Below are 24,493 nucleotides of genomic sequence, written 5' to 3'. Positions count from 1 at the left end.
GTTCTGTTCTCCCCCACCTGTGACGCGCGGTTCCGTCTGAGACGACGGCGCTCGCCGTCCTGGCCACCGGTGGTGCGTGCCCCCACGGGTAGGGGTACGCCACCGGCGCCGGACACGCGACGTCCGAAGGGGCCGTGTGGAGCCACACGAACCGTGGTCGGTCTCGGTCAGGCGGTGTCCACCGAAGGCACCGCGCTGTGATGTCTGCCGATCGGAAGCATCAACGGCTTGCCACAGGTGGGGTCGGTGATGATCTGGCTGTGGAGACCGAACACCGCGAGAACGGTGTCGGGGGTCAGGACCTCCTCGGGTGGGCCCGCCGCGTGGAGGTGGCCGGAAGCGAGCGCGATCAGGTGGTCGGCATAGCGGGCCGCGAGGTTCAGGTCGTGCAGAACCAGGACGATGGTCGTTCCGAGCGTCTGATTGAGGTCGGTGAGGAGGTCGAGTACCTCGACCTGGTGGCTCACGTCGAGGAACGTGGTGGGTTCGTCCAGCAGCAGGAGGTCGGTGCGCTGGGCGAGGGCCATCGCGATCCACACGCGTTGGCGCTGCCCACCGGAGAGCTCGTCGACCGGTCGGTCGGCGAGGTCGGCGGATCCCGTGGCGTCCAGGGCGGCGGCGACGGCTTCGTCGTCCTCCTTGCTCCAGCGGGACAGCAGACGCTGGTACGGGTGCCTGCCCCGCCCGACGAGATCGCTCACCGTGATCCCCTCGGGCGCGATCGGGGACTGGGGCAGCAGCCCCAACGTCCGCGCGACCTCCTTGGACGGCAGGCGGTGCACCTGCTTGCCGTCCAGCAGGACCTGCCCACCGCGCGGTGTGAGGAGACGGGACATCGAGCGCAGCAGGGTGGACTTGCCGCACGCGTTGGCCCCCACCACCGCGGTGATCTTTCCTGGTGGGATGGCGAGGTCCAGGGACTCGATGACGACGCGGTCCTTGTACCCGAGCGTCAATCCCTCGACGAGGAGCGAGTGATCCAGGGTCACAGGGAGCCTCCCACACGGTTGCTGCGCACGATCAGGTAGATGAGGTAGGGCGCGCCGAGCACGCCCGTGACAACGCCGACGGGGAACCGGGTCCCGAAGACGAACTGGCCGCAGAAGTCGGCGACCAACACCAGGAGCGCCCCGACCAGGGCGGCGGGGATGACGAGCGATCCGTTCGGGCCCACGACACGCGCCGCGATGGGGCCGGCCAGGAACGCCACGAACGCGATCGGCCCGGTCGCCGCGGTGGCGAACGAGATCAGGCCGACCGCCCCGACCACGGCCAGCAGCCGGGTCCGGTTCACCCGAACCCCCAGGGCGGAAGCCGTGTCGTCGCCGAGTTGGAACGTGGCGACGTTGCCGGTCTGGGCTAGGAGCACGGGGCCGATCACCACCAAGGCGACGACGACGGGGATGACCTCCTGCCAGGAGGACCCGTTGAGGCTCCCGGTCAGCCAGCGCATGGCCTCCTGCAGGTCCCACTGTGCCGCCCGGTCCAACAGGTAGTTGGTGACGCTGTCCAGCATCGCGGCGATACCGATCCCGACCAGGATCAGCCGGGTCCCGGCCACCCCACCCTTGTAGGACAGGGTGTACACGAGGATGGCCACCACCAGCCCGGCGGTGATCGCGAAAGCGGAGACGCCGACGCGGTCGAGCGAGAGCGTGACGATCGCGAACGTCGCCGCGGCGCTCGCACCGGAGCTGATGCCGATTATGTCGGGGCTGGCCAGGGGGTTGCGGAGCATCGTCTGGAAGGTGACACCGGCGAGCCCGAAACACAGCCCCGCGACGACCGCCAGCACGGCGCGCGGAAGCCGCAGCCGACCCACGGTGAACGACGCGCCCGCCACGTCCTGGCCCAGAACTACCCGCACGACGTCGCCGGGCGGGTAGAACGTCTGGCCGACCATCAACGTGACGGCGAACGCGATCACGATCAGGACCGACAACAGGACGATGACGAAGCGGCGCCGCCGCGCCCGCCGCACCCGGCCCTGGGTGACCGCCTGGAGGGTCGTGGTGCTCACAGCGACCGCACCTTCTGTCGACGGACGAAGTAGATGAAGAACGGGGCACCCACCAGCGCCGTCACGATGCCCACGTCGATCTGCTCGGGGCGTGCCACGACGCGGCCCACGACGTCCGCCGCGGTGAGGAGGGCGGCTCCGCCCAGGGCGGAGAAGGGGACCAGCCACCGGTGGTCCACTCCGGCGAGGAGACGGCAGACGTGCGGCACCACGAGGCCGACGAAGGCGATGGGGCCGGTGACGGCCGTGGTCGCTCCGCACAGGACCACCGCGCCGAGGACGCCGGCGCCCCGGGCGAGGGCCACACGTTGCCCCAGGCCCGAGGCGAGATCGTCACCGAGGGCGAGCAGGTTGAGCCCCCGGGCGGAGAGCAGGCTGACGACGAACCCGACCGCGAGGAAGGGCAGGACGTGGGAGATGCTGTCGAAGGTGCCGCCGCCGACGCCGCCGATCTGCCAGGACCGGGCTCCGTCCGCGATGTCGCCACGGGGCAACACCACGGCGGTGATCAACGACGCGAGGGCCGCCGAGGTCGCCGCCCCGGCGAGAGCGAGCTTCAGTGGGGTCGCCCCGCCACGGCCCATCGAACCGATCGCGTAGACGAACACGGCGGTGACGCCCGCGCCCACGATCGCGACCCAGATGAAGCCGGACGCGGTGGCGAGCCCGAAGGAAGCCATCCCGAGGACGACCGCCAGCGACGCCCCCATGTTGACGCCGAGAATCCCGGGGTCGGCGAGCGGGTTGCGGGTGACCCCCTGCATGACCGCGCCGGACACTCCCAGGGCGGCCCCCGCGATCACCGCGAGCAGGGTACGTGGGATGCGTTTGGCGACCGCCGCCTCGCTGAACCCGTCGGTGGATCCGCCGAAGGCGGCCACGATGTCGGCCGGCTGGACGTCCCGGGCGCCGAAGGTCACCGAGGCGACCATGAGCGCCGCCAGGACACCCAGCCCGACGAGGAACCAGAGTGCCCGGCCGCGCGGCGGACGCCGCACGGGTGCGGCGTCCGCGACGTGGGTTCCGGCGGGGGGCGGTGCGGGGGTGGACGTCACTGCGCCGCGTCAGCCGCCTCGTCGAGAAGCTCCAGGTAGTCGTCGAGGATCCATTCGATCGACAACGGTGTGGGGTTCGCGGCGGTGCCCAGGGGGCTGTCGCCGGGGAGACTGACGACGGCCCCGTTCTCGACCGCCGGCATCTGGGACAGCAGCGGGTCGCCCTCCAGTGCGTCGACGAGCTCGTCGCCGCCGTAGGTGACGATGATCTCGACGTCGTCGAAGGCGTCCGCCTGCTCCGCGCTCTGGGTGAGGGAGAACTCGTCGGTCTCAGCCGAGGCCTCGGCGATACTCTCCGGCGTCGCCATCCCGAGGTCCTCGAAGAACATGGTGCGGGTGTCGTGCGCCGTGTAGAAACTGACCTCGCTGAGGTCGGCGGTGTCGACGTGGGTCAGGAACATGGTGGCGGCGTCCTGGATCGCCGGGTGTTCCGCGGCGGCGGCGTCGATCCGCTGCTCCAGATCGGCGATGAGGTCCGCCCCCTCGTCCTCCATGCCGAGAGCGGCACTGTTCAGCTCGATCATCTCGCGCCACGGGGTTCCCCACGCGGTCTCCGGATAGGCGACGACGGGGGCGATCTCGCTCAGGGTGTCGTAGTCCTCCTGGGTGAGCCCGGAGTAGGCGGCGAGGATCACGTCCGGCGCGGTGTCGGAGACGGCCTCGAAGTCGATGCCGTCCGTCTCGTCGAACAGCACGGGCGTCTCCGCGTCCAACTCTTCCAGACGTTCGTCGACCCAGGGCAGGACGCCGTCGCCGTCGTCGTCACCGAAGTTGGCGGCGGCCATCCCCACCGGAACGACGCCCAGGGCGAGCGGGACCTCGTGGTTCGCCCAGTTCACGGTGGCGACCCGTTCGGGCTCGGCGTCGATGGTGGTGGTCCCGAAGGCGTGTTCCACAGTGACGGGGGTCCAGTCGGCGGAGGCTTCGGCGTCGTCTCCGGAGGTTCCGGAGGAGCAGGCCGCGAGGCCGACGGTGAGGAGGACCGCGGAGGGAACCAGGGTCAGTCGGGAGGTGCGGGGCATGGTGTCCTTCTGAGGTTGATCAGTGGGGGGCGGCTGGTGGGTGGGTCGAGCTCCTGCTGGTCTGTCGCGCGCGAAGGTCGGGCCTTATGCCGTCTCGCGCCGTTCGGGTTCTGCCACGTCGCTGACCGGCCCCTGGGGGGAGGACTACTCTGCCCCGGGAACGACCCGTGGGAGCTTCCCCAAGGCACACGAAACCGGCCAACCACGTCATACTAAGGATTGCCTAACCAAAGTTAGACGGACGGTGGCCGTCGGCGCAATTGCCCAGATCACACTTTTTATGGCGAACCGTCGCCGAGTTCCGGCGGCTCGGCGACACGGGACGAGCCGCCCCGGGGAAGCCCAGCGCCCCACCGACGCGGGCGGGCCGGGGTCGCGACCACCATGAAGTAGGACAAACCGATCCGACGGCGGGGGTGGCCACCCTTGCGGGGCTTAGGTTAGTCTAACCTTTCTGACGCGAGGCCATTCGCCCCGCCGCTCAGCGGTGCGAGCGCTCGCCGCCCCACGCTCGAGGCATCCTCGCGCCGCGTCCCACCCGTCGCCGACGCCCAGGCCTGATTGAGGAACGATGTCGGAACCGCTCTCCGCCACCCGCCCCGTCACCCCCACACGGAGCTCCGTCCGCACCTTCACGGTGGCCGCCGTGAGCCACCCCTCGCCGGGGTTCGCCCGGGTCACCCTGCGCAGCACCGGGGACGGATTCGAGGACGAGTTCGAACACCTCGGCTACGACCACTGGTTCCGGCTGTTCCTGCCCGCCCCGGACGGATCCCTGGACCTGCCCTTCGGACCGTCGCAGGGATGGTACTCGCGCCTGTTGGCCATCGAGGAGCACCGGCGTCCGGTGGTGCGCAACTACACCATCCGGGCGGCCCGCTGGGTGGGCGACGCCTGGGAGCTGGACGTCGACCTCGTGATCCACCGAGACCAGACCGGGCAGGTCACGGGGGTCGCCGCCCGCTGGGCGCTGGAGACCCAGCCGGGCGACACCGTGGGTCTGCTCGACCAGGGTCGTATCTTCAACATGGACGACCACTCGGGCCCGGTCCTGGTGGTGGCCGACGAGAGCGGTCTGCCCGGGGTGGAGGGCATCGCCCGCTCCCGGTCGGGCGAACCGGGCGACTACGTGCTCGAGGTGCCGGACTCCGCCGACCGCCGCCACCACATCGACGCCCGCCCCGTGTGGATGGTGCGCGACCACACCGAACGCGTCGGCCAGCGCACGCTGGACCACCTTCGCGCCACCACCATCGACCCCGCCGCCAGTGTCTACATCGTCGGCGAGGCGTCCTTCGTCCTCGGCGCACGTGCGATCGTCACCGCGGCCGGTGTGCCGAAGGACCGCGTCCAGTTCTGTTCCTACTGGCGCACCGGCCGCCGCGCCGACCGGCAGTGACGGTGACGGGGGCCCGCGACCCGCGCCCCCGTCACCAACGTGTCAGGCCCGGCGACGGTAGACCCACAGCGCCAGCGGCGCGAAGACGACCACGAATCCGGCCATCCACAGGACCGTGTAGAACACCGGCGTGGCCACGGGTCCACCCAGCATGAGCCCGCGTAGGGCGTCCATCAGGTGGCGGGTCGGGTTCACCTCGACGAACCGCTGCATCCAGGACGGCATGGTCGCCGGGTCAACGAAGATGTTGCTCCCGAACGCCAACGGGAAGAGGATCAACGTCCCGAGCCCCTGCACACTCTGCGGCTTCCGCATCACCAGGCCGAGCAGGACCCACAACCAGGACAGCGCCATGGCGAAGGCGAGCGCGAGCGCGCACGCCGCGAGAACGGACCAGAACCCCGTCACGAACCGGAAGCCGAGGGCGGCCCCGAACCCGAGCAGGACCGCGATGGCGATGACCTGGCGGATGATGTCCCCGCCGATGGCGCCCACGAGCGGCGCCACGCGCCAGGTGGGCAGACTCCGGAACCGGTCGAACACGCCTTTGTCCAGGTCCTGGTTGAGCGCGACGCCGACCCCCATGGTGGCGAAGACCGTGAGCATGCCCAGGATCCCCGGCAGGACGAACTGGAGGTACTCCTGGGAGCTCCCCTCGATCGCACCACCGAAGACGTAGACGAACAGGCCCAGGAAGATGATCGGCGTGAGGGTCACGTCGAACAGGACCTCGGGATTGCGCCTGATCTTGACGATTCCGCGCCAGGTCAGCGTGAGACACTGCGTGACACCCAGTAGTGGGCTCACCCGCCGCGTCACCCGCCCCCTCGACACTGGCTGGGTGCGTGACCTCTCGGCGACCGCCGTCATTGTCGACTCCCTTCGTGGGTGGCCGGCGCGGCACTCGAGTTCGCGTCCTGGCTGGGTTCCGCCGTGTGTCCGGTGAGGGCGAGGAAGACGTCGTCCAGGCTGGGGAGCCGCAGCGCCAGCTCGGCGACCTCGATCCCCGCGTCGTCCAGTCGCCGCACGACCGCGGGCATCGCCGCGCCGTCGACGACGGGTGCGCTGAGCAGAGCGGATCCCGGGTCATGGACGGGCTCGCTGCCGACGACTCCCGCCACCAAGGTGGCGACCTCGGGCATCCGGGCCGGGTCGGTGAGCCGAATCTCCAGTGTCTGGCTGCCCGAACGTCGCTTCAGTTCCGACGGCGTTCCGCCCGCGACCACGGTGCCCCGGTCGAAGACGACGATCTCGTCGGCGAGCATGTCGGCCTCCTCGAGGTACTGGGTGGTGAGCAGCACCGTCGACCCGTCGTTGACGAGGTCTCGGATACTGGTCCACATCTCGCTGCGCTTGGCCGGGTCGAGGCCGGTGGTGGGCTCGTCCAGGAAGATGATGTCCGGCCGGTTGACCAGGCTCGCGGCCAAGTCGAGGCGGCGACGCATCCCACCGGAGTAGGTCTTGACCGGACGCGTTCCGGCGTCGATCAGGTCGAAGTCGGTGAGCAGTTCCCGCGCGCGCCGTTTGGCCTCCACCCGGGAGAGGCCGAGGAGCCGGCCCACCATCGTGAGGTTGTGGTGACCGGTCAGTTCCTCGTCCACCGAGGCGTACTGGCCGGTGACTCCGATGAGCTGACGGACCTGGTGCGCGTGCGTTCGAACGTCGAAGCCGCCGACACGGGCCGTGCCCTCGTCGGGGCGGAGCAGCGTGGCGAGGATACGGACCGCGGTCGTCTTGCCGGCGCCGTTGGGTCCCAGCACTCCCAGCACCGTGCCCGCGGGAACCACCAGGTCGATCCCGGTGAGCGCGAGTGTGTCGCCGTAGCGCTTGACCAGCCCCTCGACTTCGATCGCGTGGCCGGATCTGATGTGTTCCACTGACATTGTTCCTTTCGGTGACGAGACCGGGTCAGTCCCGCGTGGCCGGCGACAGGGGACGCCCGGCGTCGCGCAGGACGCGCGGAAGACGGACGGCGAGGTGCCGGGCGTCGTACGCGGCCGTGAAGAGGGCGGTGGGCCATCCCCGCTGCTCCTCCAGGCCCACGTAGGCGAGTCCGGGGAGCGCCGAGGACAGACCGTTGCGCTGCAGCGGCCAGCCGTCGGGCCTCAGCGCGCCGATGCCGTCGAGGTAGCCCAGGTTCGGGCGGAAACCGGTGGCGAGGATGACGGTGTCCACGTGCTCCCGGGTGCCGTCCGACCACTGGATCTCGTGTCCCTCGGCCTGGGTGAACATGGGCCGCCGCTCCAGCCTCCCGCTCTCGACGTCCTCTCGGAGGCCGCCGACGTTGGGGATCCCCGCGGTCTTGGGAGTGTGGCGGGCGAAGTGCCCGAGCGGAACCCGGGACATCGCCTGGAAGACGCGCCAGAACCCGGTGCCAAGGCCGCTCTCGGAGCCCGGCCAGATCTTGACCGGCCTGCGGGACGCCATGGTGACGTCGGCGTGGTCGAGGAGTTCCTGCGCGATCTGGATCGCGGAGTTCCCCGAACCAACCACGACGACCCGCTGACCCCCGAACGCGGCGGGCGAACGGTACTCCACGGAGTGCAGCACGGTGCCGGTGAAGTTCCGCAGCGCGGGGATCTCCGGGCGATGCGGGAGGCTCCCGCTGCCGCCGGTGGCGGCGATGACGGACCGTCCGTACAGCTCCACCCCGTCGTCGGTACGCACCCGAAACCCCTCCGGGTCCCGACGCACACGCGTGACCCGGTGGTCGGTACGTACGTCGATGTCCATCGCCGCGGCGTAGTGGTCCAGGTACCGCACCACGTCGTCCCGCCCGGGGAGGGCGTCGGGCCGCCCCGGAAAGGCCATACCGGGCAGGCCGTTGACCGCGTTGGGCGTGAAGAGGGTCAGGCCGTCGTAGTAGGTGGGCCAGGAGCCCACCGGGCGGGAACCGGCCTCCAACACGACCGGACGCCCGCCGGCCTGTCGCAGGGTGTGAGCCATCGCGAGTCCGGACTGCCCGCCGCCCACGATGACGGCGGAGAAGCTCCTCCGTTCTCGTCGATCCCCCGTGCCGCGCACGATAGACGCCATCGCGTCTCCTCCCGTGGTCGATGCAACAGGACCACGATCGGAAACACCGCTGATAGGTCACGCACAGATCGCTGACATCCCCGGGCAGGTGCGCCGCGTTGGTCGGACGCGCGGTGCGGTCAGAGGGAAGGCCGCTGGGGTTCTCCGTCGTCGGTGACCCCGGCAGCGGCGCGCACCCGCGCGACCGCCTCCTCCCGCGAAAGCGCCGATCCCCGCCGGTACACCCCGTCGTAGGCGGCGTCGCCGAGCCGCTCCCGGGCGTGGGTCTCGACCCACGCGGTGTCGGGGTTTCCCCGGTCCCGTGCACCACGGACGCGGTCCGCCATGGCGGTGAGGAGAGTCGCGCGCTCGGGGTCTCCCTCGACGTGCGTCAGAACGGCCAGGCTGTGCGCCACGCCCGAGAACATCACCATCTCCCGCGCGTGGATGGTGAGCGTGACGGCCTCCTGGACGTAGTCCCTCGCGTCGGAGAGGTCGCCACGCATGCCGCACACACTCGCGAGCCCCGACAGAACCGAGGCTCGCCAGTAGTGGGCGTCCGCGCGTTCCCGCGCGATCGCCAACGCGTCACGGTAGTGATGGTGCGCGGTGTCCAGGTCGCCCGTGCTCCGGGCGAGGTTCCCGAGCCCCCGCAGCGCCCACACCGCGGCCTCAGGCACCCCGAACCGGTCGGCGAGGTCCAGCGCGTGGGTCAACTCCCCGCGTGCGCCGTCGAGATCACCCGCCTGCACCAGTTCGTGTCCGATCTGCGCGCGCAACGTCGGCTGGTCCTCGACCGACCCGAAGGCCTCCAGGTGGGAGAGGGCATCGCGGAAGATGCTGATCGCTTGGCCGAAGTCACCCGTGAGGGAGTGCAGCGCGCCGACCCCCTGCCCGCTCATCGACAGCCCCCACCCGTCGCCGACGCGCGCGAAGAGGTTGCGCGCCGCGCTCAGGTCCCGCCACGCGGTGGTGGTGTCGCCGTCGTTGTCCTTCAGGAATCCCCGCATCATCAGTTTCGCGGCGTGGACCCATGAGTCGGGTGACGCCTCGACCTGTTCCAACGCGCGCAGGGCCAGCGCGGGATCGTTCTCGATGACGAGGGCGGCCCTCGGTTCCAGCAACGCCAGGTAGGGGTGGTCCGAGAGGTCGGTGTCGCGCAGCCGCGCCCGGATGTCGGCGATGGCCCGCTGTTCGGACTCCGACTCGACGTGATCCGGTACCGCGTTGACGTGGGCGAAGATGACGGCCGCTCGTTCGAGGGGCAGGTCGTCGCTGGGAAGCGCCATGACCTCCCTGACGAGGCAGTGCAACTCGTATCCGCCGCGGAGTAGCCAGTACCAGACCAGGGCGGCCGCGAGGCGCGTCGCGATCTCCGTTTCCTCGGTGTCGATCGCCCACCGCACGACGGCGTTGAGGTTCGTGTTCTCGGCGCGGAGTGTCGCCAGACAGCGGAGCTGTTCCCCCGTGCGCATCTGGGGCTCCAGTGTCTCGGCGAGCTCCAGGAAGTACCGGGCGGAGGCCCGCCGCAGGGCCTGGGTCTCCCCCGCCTCGGACAAACGGTCCGCGCAGAACGCGCGCACGGTCTCCAGCATCCGATAGCGCATCTCCGGGGCGGCGTCCTCCCCCGCGTCGATCGACTCCACCAGGGACTTCTCCGCGAGCGACCCGAGAACGTCGAGCACGCGCGCCCGGGGGAGGTCCGCGCCGGAGCACACGTCCTCGATCGCGCTCAGGGTCGCGCCGTCGGGGAACACCGAGAGTCGGCGGGCGAGGAGGCGTTCCGGTTCGTCCAGCAGATCCCAGCTCCATTCCACGACGGCGTGCAGGGTTTGGTGGCGGGGCAGCGCCAGGCGGCTGCCCTGGGTGAGGAGCCGGAACCGGTCGTCGAGACGGCTCGCGATCTGTGCCGGGCTCAGGATCTTCACCTTGGCGGCCGCGAGCTCGATGGCCAGGGGCATGCCGTCCAGGCGGCGGCAGATCTCGATGACGGCGGCCACGTTGTCGTCGGCGACGGTGAACGACGGGCGGACGTTCACGGCGCGTTCGTGGAACAGGCGTATGGCCGGGCTGAACGTCGCGTCGATCGCCACGGTCCCTTCGGCGGGGACGGCCAACGGGGCGATCGGGAGCTGCCTCTCGCCGGTGAGTCCGAGGGGTTCGCGGCTGGTCGTCAGGATCCGCAGTTTGGGGCAGGCGGCCAGGAGTCGGTGGGTGAGCGAGGCCGCGGCGTCGACGACGTGTTCACAGTTGTCGAGTACGAGCAGGACATCCTTGTCGCGGACGGTCTCCGCCAGGCGGGTGAACGCGTCACCCATCATCCGGGACGTCGCCGCGTTGTGGCGGTCGAGCAGGGCGTGTTCTCGGATGCCGAGTCGCACCATCACGCCCTGGAGGAGGTCGGCGGGGCTCGTCAACGACGCCAGTTCCACGAACCACGCGGCGTCGTGGGTCCGTTCGGTCTGGATCAGGAGTTCCGTCGCCAGGCGGCTCTTCCCGGCGCCCCCGGGTCCGACGATGGTCACCAGCCGCGCTTCCTCCAGCACGGACCGCAGGTCACACAGCTCCTTCTCCCGACCGACGAAGGTGGTCAGAGGCGCGGTCGGGGGTTTCGGGAGGTTCGGTTCCAGGACGGTGTCGTCGATGTTCGTCGTGGGTGGCGTGTCCGCGGGAGCGCTGGTTTCGGTTTCGGGGGTGGCGTCCGCCGGAGTGAGTTCGGGGGCGTGGCGGAGCACGGCGAGGTGGATCCGGGTGAGCTCCTGGGAGGGGTCCGCCCCGAGCTCATCGGCGAGCGCTTCGCGCACCCGCTCGTAGACCGCGAGGGCCTCCGACTGTCGCCCACCGGCGTAGAGGACCCGCATCAACTGACCTTGGAGGCGCTCGCGCAGCGGATACTCGGCCGCGAGCCGTTCGGCCTCGGCCACGACGGCGCCGTGGCGTCCTCGGGCGAGCTCGGCGTCGATCCGTGCCTCGGTGGCCTGGAGCCGCAGCTCCACCAGTCGGGCGGTGGGGGCGGCCGCGAAGGGGGGCTCTCCCAGGCCGGACAGAGCGGGCCCGCGCCACAGGCGTTCGGCGTCCCACAACAGACGCGCGGCCGTCTCGTACCGCTCGGCGGCGAGCGCGCGGCGGCCCTGTGTGGTGAGGTGTTCGAATCGGTGGGCGTCGACGTCGGCCTCGGGGACGGCGAGGTGGTATCCACCGCGCTCGGACAGCAGCACGCGGTTCACGTTGCCCTTGGCGAGGGCGCGTCGTAGGCGTGCGGCCAGCGACTGCAGCGCGTTCAACGCGGCCGATGGTGCGGCGGAGCCCCACAGGTCGTCGATCAGGGCATCGGCGGGAACGGTGCGCCCAGCGTCAAGCGCGAGGCGGGCGAGGAGCGCGCGCACCCGGGCCCCGCCGACGTCGATCGGTTGGCCGTCATGGTCCCGCGCCTCGGGCCATCCCAGGATGCCTATCCACACACTGTCCAGCATCTCAGGCGGAGCTCGCCGCGCGGCACCACCGTGCCTCGGGCATCGGTGTGGGATCGACCGCCCACCAAAAGAAATCTCGAAAAGATAACAATAACGAACGCGCGTCGGAGTTTTGCGTCGTTGGGCGTCGGACCGCTCCTACCGTGGCATGCGTCAGGGTGCGGTTCCGCGTTCGCGGTCCCCGAGTCACCAGCGTTGGGTCGCTCCCGAGGCGGCTGATCAGGGAGGTACATCACGTGCGGCAACACACGCCGGCATCGGACGCGACCCAGTCGAGTCGCCGCGGGCTGCCGTGGCTCGTCGCGGGTCTCGCGCTCTTCGTGGGCGCGTTCGCCGTGCTCTGGGCCACCGGCAACACCGCGGTGGAGTCGTCCGCCGACGGATACGGCACGACTCCCCTCTGGGCGCTCACCGTTCCGGTCCTCGTCGGGCTGGTCCTGACGCGGCTCGTCCCGCCCCACGTCTCCGACGAGCCCGAACGCGGCATCCGCGCCGCGCTGCGGGGACACCGGCTGGGAGTTGAGTCGGCGCTGCTGCTCGCCTGCCTCGCCGCGTTCATCCTGGCCAACCTGGCGCTTGGCCCCTCAGGTGACCCCGAGGACCCGGCCGGTCTGCTCTACCCGGCGAGCAAGGTGCTGCTGTTCCTCGCGGTGCCGTGGCTCGTGCTGCGCCTGATGCGCCCCACACCCACCGCCGAGACGCCGGACCTGTGGGACATCGCCACGTCCACCCGGGAGTGGTGGCGCTGGGGAGGAATGGTGGCGGTCGTCGTCAGCCTCTACCTGTCGCAGGTCTCCCCGCTCGCGTCCCCGGCCCCGACGGCGGAGTCCCTCCCACCGATGGCCGTCCTCCTCGTCACCATGGTCGGGACGTTCCTCACCGCGAGCGTGCTGGAGGAGGTCTTCTTCCGCGTGTGGCTCCAGACCCGGCTGGAGTTCCTGGTCGGTCGCTGGGCGGGCATCGTGCTCAGTTCGCTGGCGTTCGGCGTCATGCACGTCGCCAGCCACCAGGCGCTTGGAACCCCGGCGCTCATCCTGGCCCAGGTCCTCGCGGTCCAGGGCGTGTCCGGACTGCTCTACGGCTACCTGTGGTCCCGCTACCGCAACCTGTGGGTCATCATCATCCTGCACACAGGGATCAACTCCCTCGCCCTCATCCCCGCGCTCCTGTCCGCGTGACCCACCCCCACCCGGGGCACCAGGCGCGTCCCACCCCACCGACCTCGATTTGATCACTGTCCGCAGTTTTCCCTTACAGGGAGCTTACGCCCCGCGGGAAACTGTCAGGGGTAACGACCGCTTGACGGAGGGGGAACGATGTTCGACGCGGTGATGGAATGGGTGAGGGGTCTCTTCGGGGACGCCGCCGACGAGATGGCGCAGGGAGTCACCGACAGCGCCGAAGAGGCCGTCGGCGGCGCCGGTGAGACCATGCAGGACGTCCAGGACACCGCCGAGACCGTCACCGGCGCCGTCGAGGACCCCGAGGCGGCCGTCACCGACTTCGCCCAGGACCAGCTCGGTAACGACAACTAGGGCACAGGACCAGCCAGCCTTCAGGCAGGGTCTCGAACGTCGTCCGACGAGGCGACGTTCGAGCGCGTTGCCCCCAGTCGCAGGGCGACGACGAGCGCGGCCGCCGCGACGAGTGCCATCACCAGGAATACGTCCGAGTAGGCGGACGGGCCGAGGGAGTAGAACGGGTTGATGGCCTGCTCGGCCCCGGAACGTGCCGCGAGCAAGGCCCCAGCCAGGGCGGGTCCGGTCCCCGCGCCAAGGAACTGGGCCCCCTGGAAGACGCCCATTCCCACACCCACCTGGCGGGGCGGCAGGGACCCCGCCACGGTGTCGGTCACCAAGGTGAGCACCAACGCCATGCCCATACCGATCCCGAGGATCCCGCCAGCCGCGAAGACCGGTGAAGCCCCCGCGAACATGGATAGGAACAGGGTCGACGCGCCGACGGTCGCCAGTCCGACGAGGATGAGCGTCCGGGCGCGGAGGTATGTGGCGAACCGTACCGCCAATGGCGACAACACGGCCACGGCGATGCCACCCGGAACCATGACCAGACTGCCGACGCCGGGACTCAGTCCGGTGCCTCCGACCACCAGGACCGGAACGAACACGAGGGCAGCGAGATTGGTGCCCTGGGCGAGGAAGACGGTGATGATGCCGGCCACGTAGACCCGGTTGGCGAAGAGCGCCGGCGGCACGAACGGGTTCTCCGCACGTCGGGTACGCCAGACGAAGACCGCGATGGCGACGACCGCGCCCAGCGCGGTGCCCCAGGTGACGGGCTCCCCGACCCCGGCGTCCTGGGCCTGGGTCACGCTAAACAGGGCCAGCCCAGCGGCGAGCCCCAGGAAGACCCCACCCGCGAGGTCGAAGCGATGGTCGCTGTCGCTCGCCTCGTTGGGAAGTTTCCGGATGACACCGGGAAGCAGCGCGACCGCGCAGGCCGTGGTCAGCCAGAAAAGTGCGGGCCATCCCAGCGCTTGGCCGATCGCCCCTCCGAAGGGCGGGCCCGCCGCCATCCCCGACCCCGCGGCGGCGGAGATGAATCCGATCCCGATGCCCCGCTTCTCCGGGGGCATGAGCCGCGTGACCGCGATGATGGACAGCACGGGGATCGCCGCCGCGCCCGCGCCCATCACGATCCGTCCCCCGACCAGCATGGTGAGGCTGGGGGCCAGGGCACAGATCAGACTCCCGACGGCGTAGAGGATGAGCGCCACGAGGAACAAGCGGCGCAGCCCGACCCGGTCGGAGATCCGGCCGTAGAGGGGGATACCGATGGAGAACACGAGAAGGAACCCGGTCACGACCCAGGCGAGCTGTGCCTCGGACGCGCCAAAGTCCTCTCCCATCACCGGTAGCACCAGCGTGACCATATCGCTGGCGACCACCACGAGCAGCATTGCCGGGAGGAGGACGGCCAGCAGGCTGGCCAGCGTTGGCTCGGACCCTGTGTGACCAGGTTCCGTCGCCGGGGGTGATTCCGTCATTCGAACGCCTCTCTCACCGCGGACTAACCGCAACTGGTTTGGTTGCAGTTAATTACAAAAAAGAAGACGGAGGCGCACCTCCACCCGAGCCGGGAGCTAGGAGTGATGCCCCCGCCCACTGAGTCCCGCCTCGCGGCTCACCACGTACCCAAGCATGTCGGCGATGGTGGTCTCCCGCAGCCGCGCGCGCATCGCCGCTTCCGCTTCGGTGAACTCTTCCTCCAGGATGGACTGGATGTGGCGACCGATCACGCACTGGGAGTTCGGGGGATGCGCGTGCAACGCGAGCAGCGGCCCGAGTTCCACCGCCGCGTAGACGTCGTCCAGCGTGATGCGGTCGGCCGCCCGCGAAAGACGCCACCCGCCTCCGCGCCCCTCGGTCGAGCGCACCAACGACGCGCCCCGCAGCCGCCCCAGCACGCGGCGGACGAGCACGGGGTTGCTCTCCAGACTTTCGGCGATCTCCGCGGACGACGACAGGCGATCGCCTTCCCACCGCGCGATATAGGTGAGCGCGTGAATCGCGACCGCACACTGGCTACTGATCGACACTCCGACCCTCCATCAAAACCGTAACTATTATAGTTACAATTAAGCGCCGACGTCAACACCACGTGCACTGGGTGCGCCACCTAGCCCAGCTCGGCCCCCCGCTCGACCCCGTCGGTCATTCCCCGGATGTCACGGGTCCCGGCCACCTCGGATCCCGCCGTACCCCGGTCTTGAGACGGATCGAGGGCTCCTGTTTGACTGACCTTCAGGTCGGCACGGAAGCTCTCACGACTCGGGTGTCTTATGTGGTGGCGCGAACGCGGCGAGCGAATCGTTGGACCCGATCTCCTCCCACCAGCCAGGTGGACGGCCCGACACGGCCCCTACGTCGGGTGTCCTGTCGCGGGCACCTCCTACTACCAGGAAGCATTGGGCTATCTGCATCGGCACGTGGGAGACGCTCCGGTGACCCTGGCGCTTTACCCGGAGCCCGACAATCCGCACGACGCCAACGCTGTGGCCGTGATCGCGGCCGGACACCACATCGGATACCTGAAGCGAGAGTACGCACGTCTATGGCATCCGATCGTGCGGTGGGAGCATTGGGCCGGTCGCGTGGTTCTGGGGCTCGGCGAACTCCGTGCTGGGTCGTGGGGCACCTGGGTCCGTGCGTGGTTCACTCAGCCTGCCCCGGGACCGCGCGACGAACCACCAAGCGGCCCTCCTCACGTGGTTGGTCGCGCGGATCGCCACCACTTCTGGGCCGCGCGTGATCTCACCCACGACGAACTATGGCAACGACGACTGGAGGATCGAAAGCGGAGTCGCGGTGAGTCGATCGAGGCGCGCTTGCGTGACGAGTGGATCGTCGACGCGCTCAACTCTCGTCGCTGGAATGTCGATACCCGGCACGCCGTCGCGCTCCTCCAGGCGTACGAGGGGGGACGTCGGCCGGGGCAGCGGGCGATGACGAAGTTGGAGCGAACACTCTTCCACTACATCGCGCAGATTCCGCTGCCGTACGTCTTCTATCCGCAGTTTCCGTTCGGGGATAACTGGCTCCTGGACTTCTACTGTCCCATCAGCCGGCTCGCGGTGGAGGTGGATGGTCCGGAGCACCGTCGATCGCCCAACCGGGAACGGGACGAGTACCGGGACGACTGGTTCCACCAGCGCGGGATTGCCACGTACCGGGTCACCAACCAGGAAGTCCAACGTAACCCCGTCGCCACGAGCGAAAAGGTGTTCAAACGCCTCTGTAAGCGGGAACGCGTTCTCGTTCACACCAACCCGGACTCCCCTTACTACGGGTGGCGCCCGCGACCACCCCTCGTTCCCGCCTCCTCGCGCGACAGCTAGAAGCCAGAGACCCGCAACGTTAGGCCATCCGATATAGGTCGGGTTCGGTCCGAAGGGAGTGTCCGCCGACGGTGCCCGTTTCTAGGGTCGTCGGTATGCACACACTCACGACCAGGCTCGGGCGCCGGCGGTTCGTGGCCGTTGCCGCGCTGGGGATGGTGCCGGCGGGGTTCGCGGTACCGGTGATGGTCGTCCTGCCCCGGCTCCTTGGCGCGGCGACGGGACGTCCGTCCCCCTGGCCGATGATCATCGCGGCACTGCCCTCGGGGGAGGCCTGGTTGGTGGTGTTGGGGGCGGGGCGGGGTGTGTACTTCGCCGCCCGGATCGTCAACTCCCTGTGGATCGACGGCCTCCTCCCTCGGAGGACACCAGGCGGCGCCGGTCCGCTGACACCCTGGCGCCTGCCAGCGGACCGGCGCGCGTCGACGCACGTACGCCTCCCACACGCGACGCACCGATTCCCCGCGACAAGGCTGGCCGCGACCCCACACGCCGCGCCGCCGACGTGCCGGGAACCCGCCACGACGCCACGCGACGAGAGACGGACCCCCATTCCCGCGGTCCCACCTCCGCGGCGCCCCCTCGCCACGCTGCACGCCCCGCCTCACCGGCGCCCCCGCCCGCGCGTCCGCTGAACGACGCCCACCAGCGAGCACCGCCGCCGTTCCTCCTCGCACCGGGAACACCCCGACCAGGGCCGGGGACGCGTGCCTTCTCCCTCACCGCACCACTCGGGTGCGGCATGGAGAGCACACGCAGAGTTAACCCGGGTTCTTGGTCTCATTCACCTGCCGGTCGACCCCGTTGTCCAAGGTCAGAAGTGTCTGGTCGTCGTCTGATCGGGGGCGGACGCGCTCGGTCCGACGTGTCCCCGCAGTGTCTGCGAAAAACAAGGTTCGGGGGTTCGTCCGGTGCGTGTCATCGCAGTCATCCCGGCCCGTGGTGGATCCAAAGGTGTTCCTCTGAAGAACATCTCCGCTGTCGGGCAGCGCCCGCTCATCGTGCGGGCGGTCGAGTCCTGCCTGGACGCGGCCAGTGTGCACTCGGTGGTGGTCTCCACTGACAGCGACGCCATCGCCGACGCCGCCCAGCGCGCCGGAGCGCGGATCGTGCGGCGCCCCGCCTCTCTGTCAGGAGACACGGCGAGCTCCGAGTCGGCGCTGCTGCACGCGCTGGACGTCATCGCGGCCGACGGCGACACCCCAGACGTGACCGTCTTCGTCCAGTGCACCAGCCCGTTCATCGACCCGGCCACCATTGACTCGGCGGTCAGCAGCATCGTGGCCGACGAGGCCGACAGCGTGTTCTCGGCCGTGCGCACGCACGAGTTCCTCTGGCGGAGCGGGCCCGAAGGGGCACGCGGCATCAACCACGACCACGGTCACCGCCCGCGCCGGCAGGACCGGGAGGCGCACTTCCGCGAGACCGGGGCCTTCTACGCCTTCCGGACCGCGGGCTTCCGCGACAGCCAGCACCGCTTCTTCGGCCGGATCGGCATCCAGGAGGTGCCGGAGGCGCACGCCATGGAGGTCGACTCGCCGGAGGACCTGGAGGTCGTACGCGCGCTGGCGCCCCTGGTCGACCAGCCCTCCCCGCTGGACGTCGACGCCGTGGTCACCGACTTCGACGGCGTCCACACCGATGACGGAGCGACCGTCGACCAGAACGGTCGGGAGTCGGTCACCGTGAGCCGATCCGACGGCATGGGCGTGCGTCTCCTCCTCGAGGCCGACGTCCAGTTCCGCATCCTCTCCACCGAGACCAATCCGGTGGTGAACGCCCGTGCCACGAAGCTGCGAGTCCCTGTCACCCACGGCGTGCGTGACAAGCGGGCCGCGCTTCTCACCTGGATGGACGACGAGGGCCTCGATCCGGCCCGCGTCGCCTACGTCGGAAACGACGTGAACGACCTCGGCGGAATGTCGGTGGTCGGTTGGCCGGTCGCGGTCGCCAACGCCCACCCACGGGTGTTGGCCGCGGCGCGGCTGGTTCTGACACGCCCCGGAGGCGCTGGGGCAGTGCGCGAAGTGTGCGAACGCGTTCTCGCGGCACGAAAGGGATAGGTATTCATGACCCAGAGCACCACGCCGAGTGACATCGCGGTGCGACCCGTGGCGATCGGTGCCCGGATGGTCGGTCCCGACCAGCCCACCTACGTCATCGGCGAGATCGGCATCAACCACAACGGCGATGTGGACATCGCCCGGCAGTTGATCGACGTCGCGGCCGCGGCCGGGTGTCAGGCCGTGAAGTTCCAGAAGCGCACCCCGGAGATCTGTGTTCCGGTGGAACAGCAGTCCAAGATCCGTCAGACGCCGTGGGGCGAGATGACGTACCTCGACTACAAGAAGCGGGTCGAGTTCGGCCAGGACGAGTACCGGGAGATCGCCAAGTACACCCAGGACGCGGGACTGCAGTGGTTCGCGTCGCCGTGGGACGTGCCCTCGGTGGACTTCCTGGAGTCGTTCGACGTCGTCACGCACAAGGTGGCGTCGGCGTCCGTCACCGACCACGAACTCCTGCGGGCCCTCGCCGCCACGGGCAAGCCGATCATCCTGTCGACGGGGATGTCGACCCTCGAGGAGATCGACGCGGCGGTGGAGATCCTGGGCAAGGACCAGCTCGTCATTCTCCACTCGACGTCCACCTACCCGATGCCGGAGGGCGAAGCCAACCTCCGCACCATCGAGACACTGCGTGACCGGTACGGCGTGCCGGTCGGCTACTCCGGGCACGAGCGCGGGCTCCAGGTCTCCCTGGCCGCCGTGACGCTGGGCGCCGTGGCGGTGGAGCGGCACATCACGCTGGACCGCGCGATGTGGGGATCGGACCACGCGGCCTCCTTGGAGCCGACGGGACTGGAACACCTCGTCCGCGACATCCGTGTCATCGAGGAAGCCATCGGTGACGGGGTGAAGCGGGTGTTCCCCGGCGAGGAGGAGCCGCGCAAACGGCTGCGGCGCGTCACCACCTGACCCGCCGCGGGGGGAGGGCAACCCGGTGCCCTCCCCCACCACCCATCCCGTCGTCCCTTGGATCAGGAGTCTCGCTTGACATCGCTCTCGGTCATCGTCCCGATGCGTGACGTGGAGGCGTACGTCGTCGACACCCTGACGAGTCTGGCCCGCAACGCCCGGGACGACTTCGAGTTCCTCGTCGTGGACGACGGGTCGGTCGACGCCACGGCCGACATCGTCGAGGAGCACGCGGGCAGGCTTCCGGGGCTCACCCTGCTGCGCAACCCGGACCCCGCGGGCCCGTCCGCGGCGCGCAACCAGGGACTGGCCGCGGCGACCGGACGCTACGTCACGTTCCTCGACGGCGACGACTGGTTGGCGCCGGGGTACCTGCCCGAGGCGTTGGCGGCGATCACCGAGTTGGGCGTGGACTTCATCAAGACCGACCACGTGCAGGCCGTCGGCCGCAACCGGACGCTGGTCCAGGTTCCCGAGGGGCGGCGCAACGTCTCTCTTCCGCCACGCTCGGGCATCCCGCCGGAGAACGCGACCACGATGGTCGACTACCCCAACGTGTGGTCCGGCGTCTATGACCGTTCCCTGCTCGACCGGGGCCTGCTCACCTTCGACGAGGACCTGCACACGGCGGAGGACCGCCTATGGACGTGGAGGTTGCACCTGCACGCCGACTCCTTCGCTGCCGTCCCGCTGGTCGGGGCCTTCTATCGGCGTGAGGTGGCGGAATCTCTCACCCAGGTCGGGGACGAACGCCAGTTGCAGTTCTTCGACGCGCACGACCGCATCCGGGCCGAGCTGGCGGCGATCCCCGAGGGCGAGCGCTACCTCCCCAAGCTCGTGCGCACCTACTGCGCGCTGATCGCCTTCCACCTCACCCGGTCGGAACGGTTCACGCCGCGACTGCGACGCACGTTGCGCACCCGGGCCGCCGACACGCTGCGCGCGTTCCCCGGAGACCTGCTCGCCCGTACCCTCCCGGCGCTGAACGCGGAGCGGGAACACCTGCTGGACGAACTCCTTGGTAAAGAGGCGGTGGCGGAGGCATGACCCAGATACTCGTCGCCAGCACCGTCTTCGGCGCCATGTCCCTGGCCGCCGCGATGGACGCCAGCCTGTTGGGGCCGAGGGACCAACGTCGGATCCTGCTGGTGTCCAACAACGCGAGCGCGCCCGAGGTCGTGCCGCCGCTGACCGAGGCGCCCGGGTTCGAGGCACTGCGTGGCCACGTCGACGAGGTCGTGTCGTGGAACGAGCTGCTGTGGCCCACCCATCCCTCGACGTGGAGCCCACGCAACCAGGACCGCCCGCTGGTCGCCCGCCTCCTGCGGCGGTACTGGAACCTCGAGGACGGGGAACCGCTCCACCTGGTCGTGGAGTCGATCCAGGTACCGCCGGCTCGGGCGTTGGCCGCCATCTTCGACGACGCCCGTGTCACCGTCTACTCCGACGGGCTCATGAGCTACGGGCCGAGCCGCGAGTCCCCGCCTCGTGAGATGGCGACCCGCATCGACCGGCTGCTGTACCTGGACCTGGTTCGTGGCCTGGAGCCGCTGCAACTCACCGAGTACCCGGACGTGGAGCGGATCGCCATCCCCGCCGACGCGTTCCGGGGCGTGGTGAAGGAGGTCGCCGCCCTGGCCGGCGACGACGCCTCCCCACCCCGCGACGACCTCTCCGGGGCACCACTGATCATCGGCCAGTATCTGGCGGACCTGGAGTTCCTCAGCCCCCAGGAGGAGGACGAGCTCCACGCCCGCATGCTGCACGGGCTCGCGGGTCAGGGGCATCGCACCGTCCTGTTCAAACCGCACCCCTCCAGTACGCGACGGACGTTTCGCGCGCTGCGTCGATGTGCCGACGGGTGCGACGTCGACCTGGTCGTGCTGGACACGCCGCTCCCCGTCGAGGTCTGGTACGAGACGCTGAGCCCGTCGCTGGTCGTGGGCTGCTTCTCGACCGGGTTGACGACCGCCGCCTCGTTCTACGGGGTGCCGGTGGTGACGGTGGGCGCGGAGCTCCTGCTCAAGCGGGTCGCTCCCTACCAGAACAGCAACCGGATCCCCATCACTCTGGCGGACGCGCTGCTCCCCCAGCTCGAGGACACCGGGGAGGTGCTCCCCCCACGGATCCCGGAGGAGCGGGTCGGCGAGGAGCTCACACCGCTACTCACCGCCGTGTCCTACTGCATGCAGAACTCGACCTATCCGCACCTGCGGGACGAGACGGTCGCCTACCTGAACGGCCAGCCCAGCGACGTGACCACGCGCTACTTCAAGCGGCGGCGGCTCACGGCGCTCCGCCTGCCGGGCGCGGTGCAACGCCGATACCCCGAGTGGCTCGTCGCGGGTGCCCGCAGGATCCGCGGGCGCGGCCGAGGCTAGGTCGCCCGGCCCGCGTCGTGTGGCCTGGCCCGTGCACCGATAGCCGCGAACGCGGCGGCCAACCGGGCCGGCGGGGGGCGAGGGGGCGTGGCCTCAGGCGAGGGGCCCTCGGGCGATGGCCGCCGTGGCGACACAGCATCGAGCCACGACTGGGCCCGCTTCGGGAAGGACGATTGACCCCGGCGACAGGGAAGAACAGTGACGGCCCCCTCATCCACCTCCAAGCCACTGCAGAACCACGGCACGCCTTCACCGGCGTCGCGCGCGCCCCACGGGCCCGATCCGGCGGCGGCCCGCCCGCGCGCCCAGCACCGCCCGGAGATCGAGGGGCTGCGCGCCGTCGCCGTGATCCTGATCGTCGCCTACCACGTGTGGCTCGGCCGGGTGTCCGGCGGCGTGGACGTCTTCTTGCTGCTCACCGGGTTCCTGATCACGGGTTCCCTGGTCCGGACCGTGGAGCGGGACGGCTGGATCCGGTTCTCCGCGTTCTGGGGACGCCTGCTGGCCCGCCTCACCCCACCGGTGGGGGTGGTGCTCCTGGGCGTGTTGGTGGCGACCGCGCTGTGGCTGCCGGAGTCCCGGTGGCGGGACGTCATCGCCGACACCGTCGCCGCCGCCCTGTACGTGGAGAACTGGCACCTGGCCACGAACGCCGTCGACTACCTCGCGCGGGACGACGCGGTCAGCCCGCTCCAGCACTTCTGGTCCCTGTCGATCCAGGGACAGTTCTATCTGCTGTGGCCGCTGCTGGTGACCCTGGTGGTAGTGCTCGCCCGCTGGCGGGGCTGGTCGCCGCGCACGGCAATCGGGGCCGCGTTGTCCGTCGTCCTGCTCGTGTCCCTGACCTACTCCGTGTGGTCCACCGCGGTCGACCAGACCTGGGCGTACTTCGACACCGGGGCGCGCCTGTGGGAGCTGGCGCTCGGGGGGCTGCTCAGCCTGGCACTGCCGCTCCTCTCACTGCCGGTGCGGCCGCGGGTGGTGCTGGGATGGCTCGGCCTGGCGGGCCTGGTGAGCTGCGGCTTGGTGCTGCAGGTGTCGACGCTGTTCCCCGGCTGGATCGCCCTGTGGCCGACCGGCGCGGCGGCACTCGTGATCGTCGCGGGGGTGACGGGGCATCGGCTCGGCGCCGACCGGATCCTCGTCGCCCGCCCCCTGGCCTACGTCGGCTCGCTGTCGTACTCGTTGTACCTGTGGCACTGGCCGGTCCTGGTGGTGTACCTGGAGGTCGCCAACCGCGCCGTGGCCTCACTCCACGGCGGGCTGGTGGTCATCGCGGTGTCGGTGCTGCTGTCCGTGGCGACCAAGTGGCTGGTCGAGGACGGGGTGCGACACCTCACTCGCCGGTGGGCCGTCTACGCCACCGCGGCCGCGGGCCTGGCGTTCCTGCTACCCGCGATGACCGTCGCGGGCGGGTGGGCCACGCACCTCGACCGGGCGGAGGCGGAACGCCAGCGCCTCGCCGAGGACCGGGACCTCTACCCGGGGGCGACCGTGGTCGACTGGCGCGACGGGACCGCGCCGGAGGCTCCGGTGCTGCCCCGTCCCGCGGACGCGCGCGGGGACCTGGGCGAGAACGAACGGCCCGGCGGCTGCCACGAGTCGTTCGAGGGAACCCGGGCGTCGGTCTGTGACGACGGCCCCGCCGACGCGGAGCACACCATCGCCCTGGTGGGGCAGTCGCACGCCGCCCACTGGTACACCGCGCTGCGGGACGCCGCCGAGGCGCAGGGGTGGCGGCTGGTCACCATGACGAAGGGCGCCTGCCAGTTCAGCACCGAGCCTTCGTGGCGCGGCGAGGACGAGTACGTGGAGTGCGGGGAGTGGAACACCGACGTGATGCGTCAGCTCACCGACCTCCCGCCCGACGTCCTGGTCACCACGGCCACCCGCTCCAGCCCGGGCAACGGTGAACAGGTCCTGGACGGCTACGTCGACCGCTGGCGGGAACTGGACGCCATGGGCGTCGACGTGATCGGCATCCGTGACACCCCACGCATGGGCATGTCGCCCCCCGACTGCGTCGCGGACAACGGCGCCACCTCCCCCGAGTGCGAAACCGACATCACCCGCTCCCTGGCCGAGGTGCCCCCGTACGCTGAGGAACCCGCCGTCCCGGAGTCGATGGAGTTCGTGGACCTCACCGACTACTTCTGCCCCGACGGCCGGTGCCCGTCCGTCATCGGAAACGTCCTGGTGTACTACGACGACTCCCACATCACCGCGACCTACTCGGCGACCCTCGCCCCCATCGTGTCCGCCGAGATCCAGCGGGTGACTGGGTGGTAGTGCCCG

General features: G+C 70.1%; 20 protein-coding genes. 10 read left to right on the top strand and 10 right to left on the bottom strand.

Translation table 11 applies throughout. The features are described 5' to 3' along the window. Positions 1-167: 167 nt before the first annotated feature. From J4H86_RS20950 to J4H86_RS20935, 4 genes are read right to left on the bottom strand one after another with little or no spacing between them, the layout of a single operon-like run. Positions 168-989, bottom strand: a complete 822-nt coding sequence (locus J4H86_RS20950; RefSeq protein WP_236539636.1) for an ABC transporter ATP-binding protein — start codon at positions 987-989, stop codon at positions 168-170. Beyond that, positions 986-2,020, bottom strand: coding sequence for a FecCD family ABC transporter permease (locus J4H86_RS20945; protein WP_236539635.1), 1,035 nt, complete (start codon positions 2,018-2,020; stop codon positions 986-988). Before J4H86_RS20945 ends, J4H86_RS20950 begins: the two co-directional genes overlap by 4 nt. Further along, entirely contained in the window at positions 2,017-3,075 is a 1,059-nt protein-coding gene (locus J4H86_RS20940) for a FecCD family ABC transporter permease (protein WP_236539634.1), read from the bottom strand. The genes J4H86_RS20945 and J4H86_RS20940 overlap by 4 nt, the downstream gene beginning before the upstream one ends. Beyond that, the gene (locus tag J4H86_RS20935) at positions 3,072-4,097 is read right to left on the bottom strand and encodes an iron-siderophore ABC transporter substrate-binding protein (RefSeq protein ID WP_236539633.1); all 1,026 of its coding nucleotides are present in this window, start codon (positions 4,095-4,097) and stop codon (positions 3,072-3,074) included. The genes J4H86_RS20940 and J4H86_RS20935 overlap by 4 nt, the downstream gene beginning before the upstream one ends. A 571-nt stretch (positions 4,098-4,668) precedes the next feature. Between J4H86_RS20935 and J4H86_RS20930 the strand changes: the two genes are divergently transcribed. Continuing rightward, the gene (locus J4H86_RS20930; RefSeq protein ID WP_236539632.1) at positions 4,669-5,496 is read left to right on the top strand and encodes a siderophore-interacting protein; all 828 of its coding nucleotides are present in this window, start codon (positions 4,669-4,671) and stop codon (positions 5,494-5,496) included. Between the two features lie 42 nt (positions 5,497-5,538). Here J4H86_RS20930 and J4H86_RS20925 read toward each other — a convergent pair whose 3' ends face one another. From J4H86_RS20925 to J4H86_RS20910, 4 genes are all read right to left on the bottom strand, one after another. Continuing rightward, positions 5,539-6,366 carry an ABC transporter permease gene (locus tag J4H86_RS20925; protein WP_236539630.1) on the bottom strand — a complete coding sequence of 276 codons (828 nt, stop codon included), beginning with the start codon at positions 6,364-6,366 and terminating at the stop codon, positions 5,539-5,541. Further along, positions 6,363-7,379 (bottom strand): ATP-binding cassette domain-containing protein, encoded by a 1,017-nt coding sequence (locus J4H86_RS20920; RefSeq protein WP_394356402.1) that lies wholly within the window; start codon positions 7,377-7,379, stop codon positions 6,363-6,365. The genes J4H86_RS20925 and J4H86_RS20920 overlap by 4 nt, the downstream gene beginning before the upstream one ends. A 25-nt stretch (positions 7,380-7,404) precedes the next feature. Continuing rightward, positions 7,405-8,532 (bottom strand): flavin-containing monooxygenase, encoded by a 1,128-nt coding sequence (locus J4H86_RS20915; RefSeq protein WP_236539628.1) that lies wholly within the window; start codon positions 8,530-8,532, stop codon positions 7,405-7,407. 119 nt (positions 8,533-8,651) lie between these two features. Next, positions 8,652-11,972 (bottom strand): AfsR/SARP family transcriptional regulator, encoded by a 3,321-nt coding sequence (locus J4H86_RS20910; RefSeq protein ID WP_236539627.1) that lies wholly within the window; start codon positions 11,970-11,972, stop codon positions 8,652-8,654. Between the two features lie 248 nt (positions 11,973-12,220). Between J4H86_RS20910 and J4H86_RS20905 the strand changes: the two genes are divergently transcribed. Together J4H86_RS20905 and J4H86_RS20900 are read left to right on the top strand one after the other, a co-directional pair. Further along, positions 12,221-13,162: a CPBP family intramembrane glutamic endopeptidase gene (locus tag J4H86_RS20905; protein WP_236539626.1), complete on the top strand. Its 942-nt coding sequence runs from the start codon at positions 12,221-12,223 to the stop codon at positions 13,160-13,162. A 138-nt stretch (positions 13,163-13,300) separates the two neighbouring features. After that, entirely contained in the window at positions 13,301-13,519 is a 219-nt protein-coding gene (locus J4H86_RS20900; protein ID WP_236539625.1) for a hypothetical protein, read from the top strand. 20 nt (positions 13,520-13,539) lie between these two features. Here the strand turns inward: J4H86_RS20900 and J4H86_RS20895 are convergent, their stop codons facing one another. Continuing rightward, positions 13,540-14,991, bottom strand: coding sequence for an MFS transporter (locus J4H86_RS20895; protein WP_236539624.1), 1,452 nt, complete (start codon positions 14,989-14,991; stop codon positions 13,540-13,542). Positions 14,992-15,087: 96 nt separating this feature from the next. Further along, complete coding sequence (locus J4H86_RS20890; protein ID WP_236539623.1) at positions 15,088-15,543, bottom strand: Rrf2 family transcriptional regulator; 456 nt, start codon at positions 15,541-15,543, stop codon at positions 15,088-15,090. 243 nt (positions 15,544-15,786) lie between these two features. On the opposite strand from J4H86_RS20890, the gene J4H86_RS20885 reads away from it, so the two are divergent. From J4H86_RS20885 to J4H86_RS20855, 7 genes are all read left to right on the top strand, one after another. After that, positions 15,787-16,842 carry a DUF559 domain-containing protein gene (locus J4H86_RS20885; protein ID WP_236539622.1) on the top strand — a complete coding sequence of 352 codons (1,056 nt, stop codon included), beginning with the start codon at positions 15,787-15,789 and terminating at the stop codon, positions 16,840-16,842. A 95-nt stretch (positions 16,843-16,937) separates the two neighbouring features. Continuing rightward, positions 16,938-17,477, top strand: coding sequence for a hypothetical protein (locus J4H86_RS20880; RefSeq protein ID WP_236539621.1), 540 nt, complete (start codon positions 16,938-16,940; stop codon positions 17,475-17,477). A gap of 276 nt (positions 17,478-17,753) precedes the next feature. Further along, positions 17,754-18,905, top strand: a complete 1,152-nt coding sequence (locus J4H86_RS20875; RefSeq protein ID WP_236539620.1) for an acylneuraminate cytidylyltransferase — start codon at positions 17,754-17,756, stop codon at positions 18,903-18,905. Positions 18,906-18,911: 6 nt separating this feature from the next. After that, on the top strand, positions 18,912-19,817 hold the full coding sequence (locus tag J4H86_RS20870) for an N-acetylneuraminate synthase family protein (RefSeq protein ID WP_236539619.1): 906 nt from the start codon (positions 18,912-18,914) through the stop codon (positions 19,815-19,817). Positions 19,818-19,892: 75 nt separating this feature from the next. Beyond that, a complete protein-coding gene (locus tag J4H86_RS20865; protein ID WP_236539618.1) occupies positions 19,893-20,864 on the top strand; it encodes a glycosyltransferase family 2 protein in 972 nt (323 codons plus the stop codon). Then, a complete protein-coding gene (locus tag J4H86_RS20860) occupies positions 20,861-22,198 on the top strand; it encodes an alpha-2,8-polysialyltransferase family protein (RefSeq protein WP_236539617.1) in 1,338 nt (445 codons plus the stop codon). The genes J4H86_RS20865 and J4H86_RS20860 overlap by 4 nt, the downstream gene beginning before the upstream one ends. Before the next feature lie 198 nt (positions 22,199-22,396). Further along, on the top strand, positions 22,397-24,487 hold the full coding sequence (locus J4H86_RS20855; RefSeq protein ID WP_236539616.1) for an acyltransferase family protein: 2,091 nt from the start codon (positions 22,397-22,399) through the stop codon (positions 24,485-24,487). Positions 24,488-24,493 lie beyond the last annotated feature (6 nt).

Source organism: Spiractinospora alimapuensis, from assembly GCF_018437505.1.
Lineage (GTDB): Bacteria > Actinomycetota > Actinomycetes > Streptosporangiales > Streptosporangiaceae > Spiractinospora > Spiractinospora alimapuensis.
Note: the sequence above shows the minus strand (reverse complement) of the source record. Positions and strands in the feature narration are given on the sequence as shown.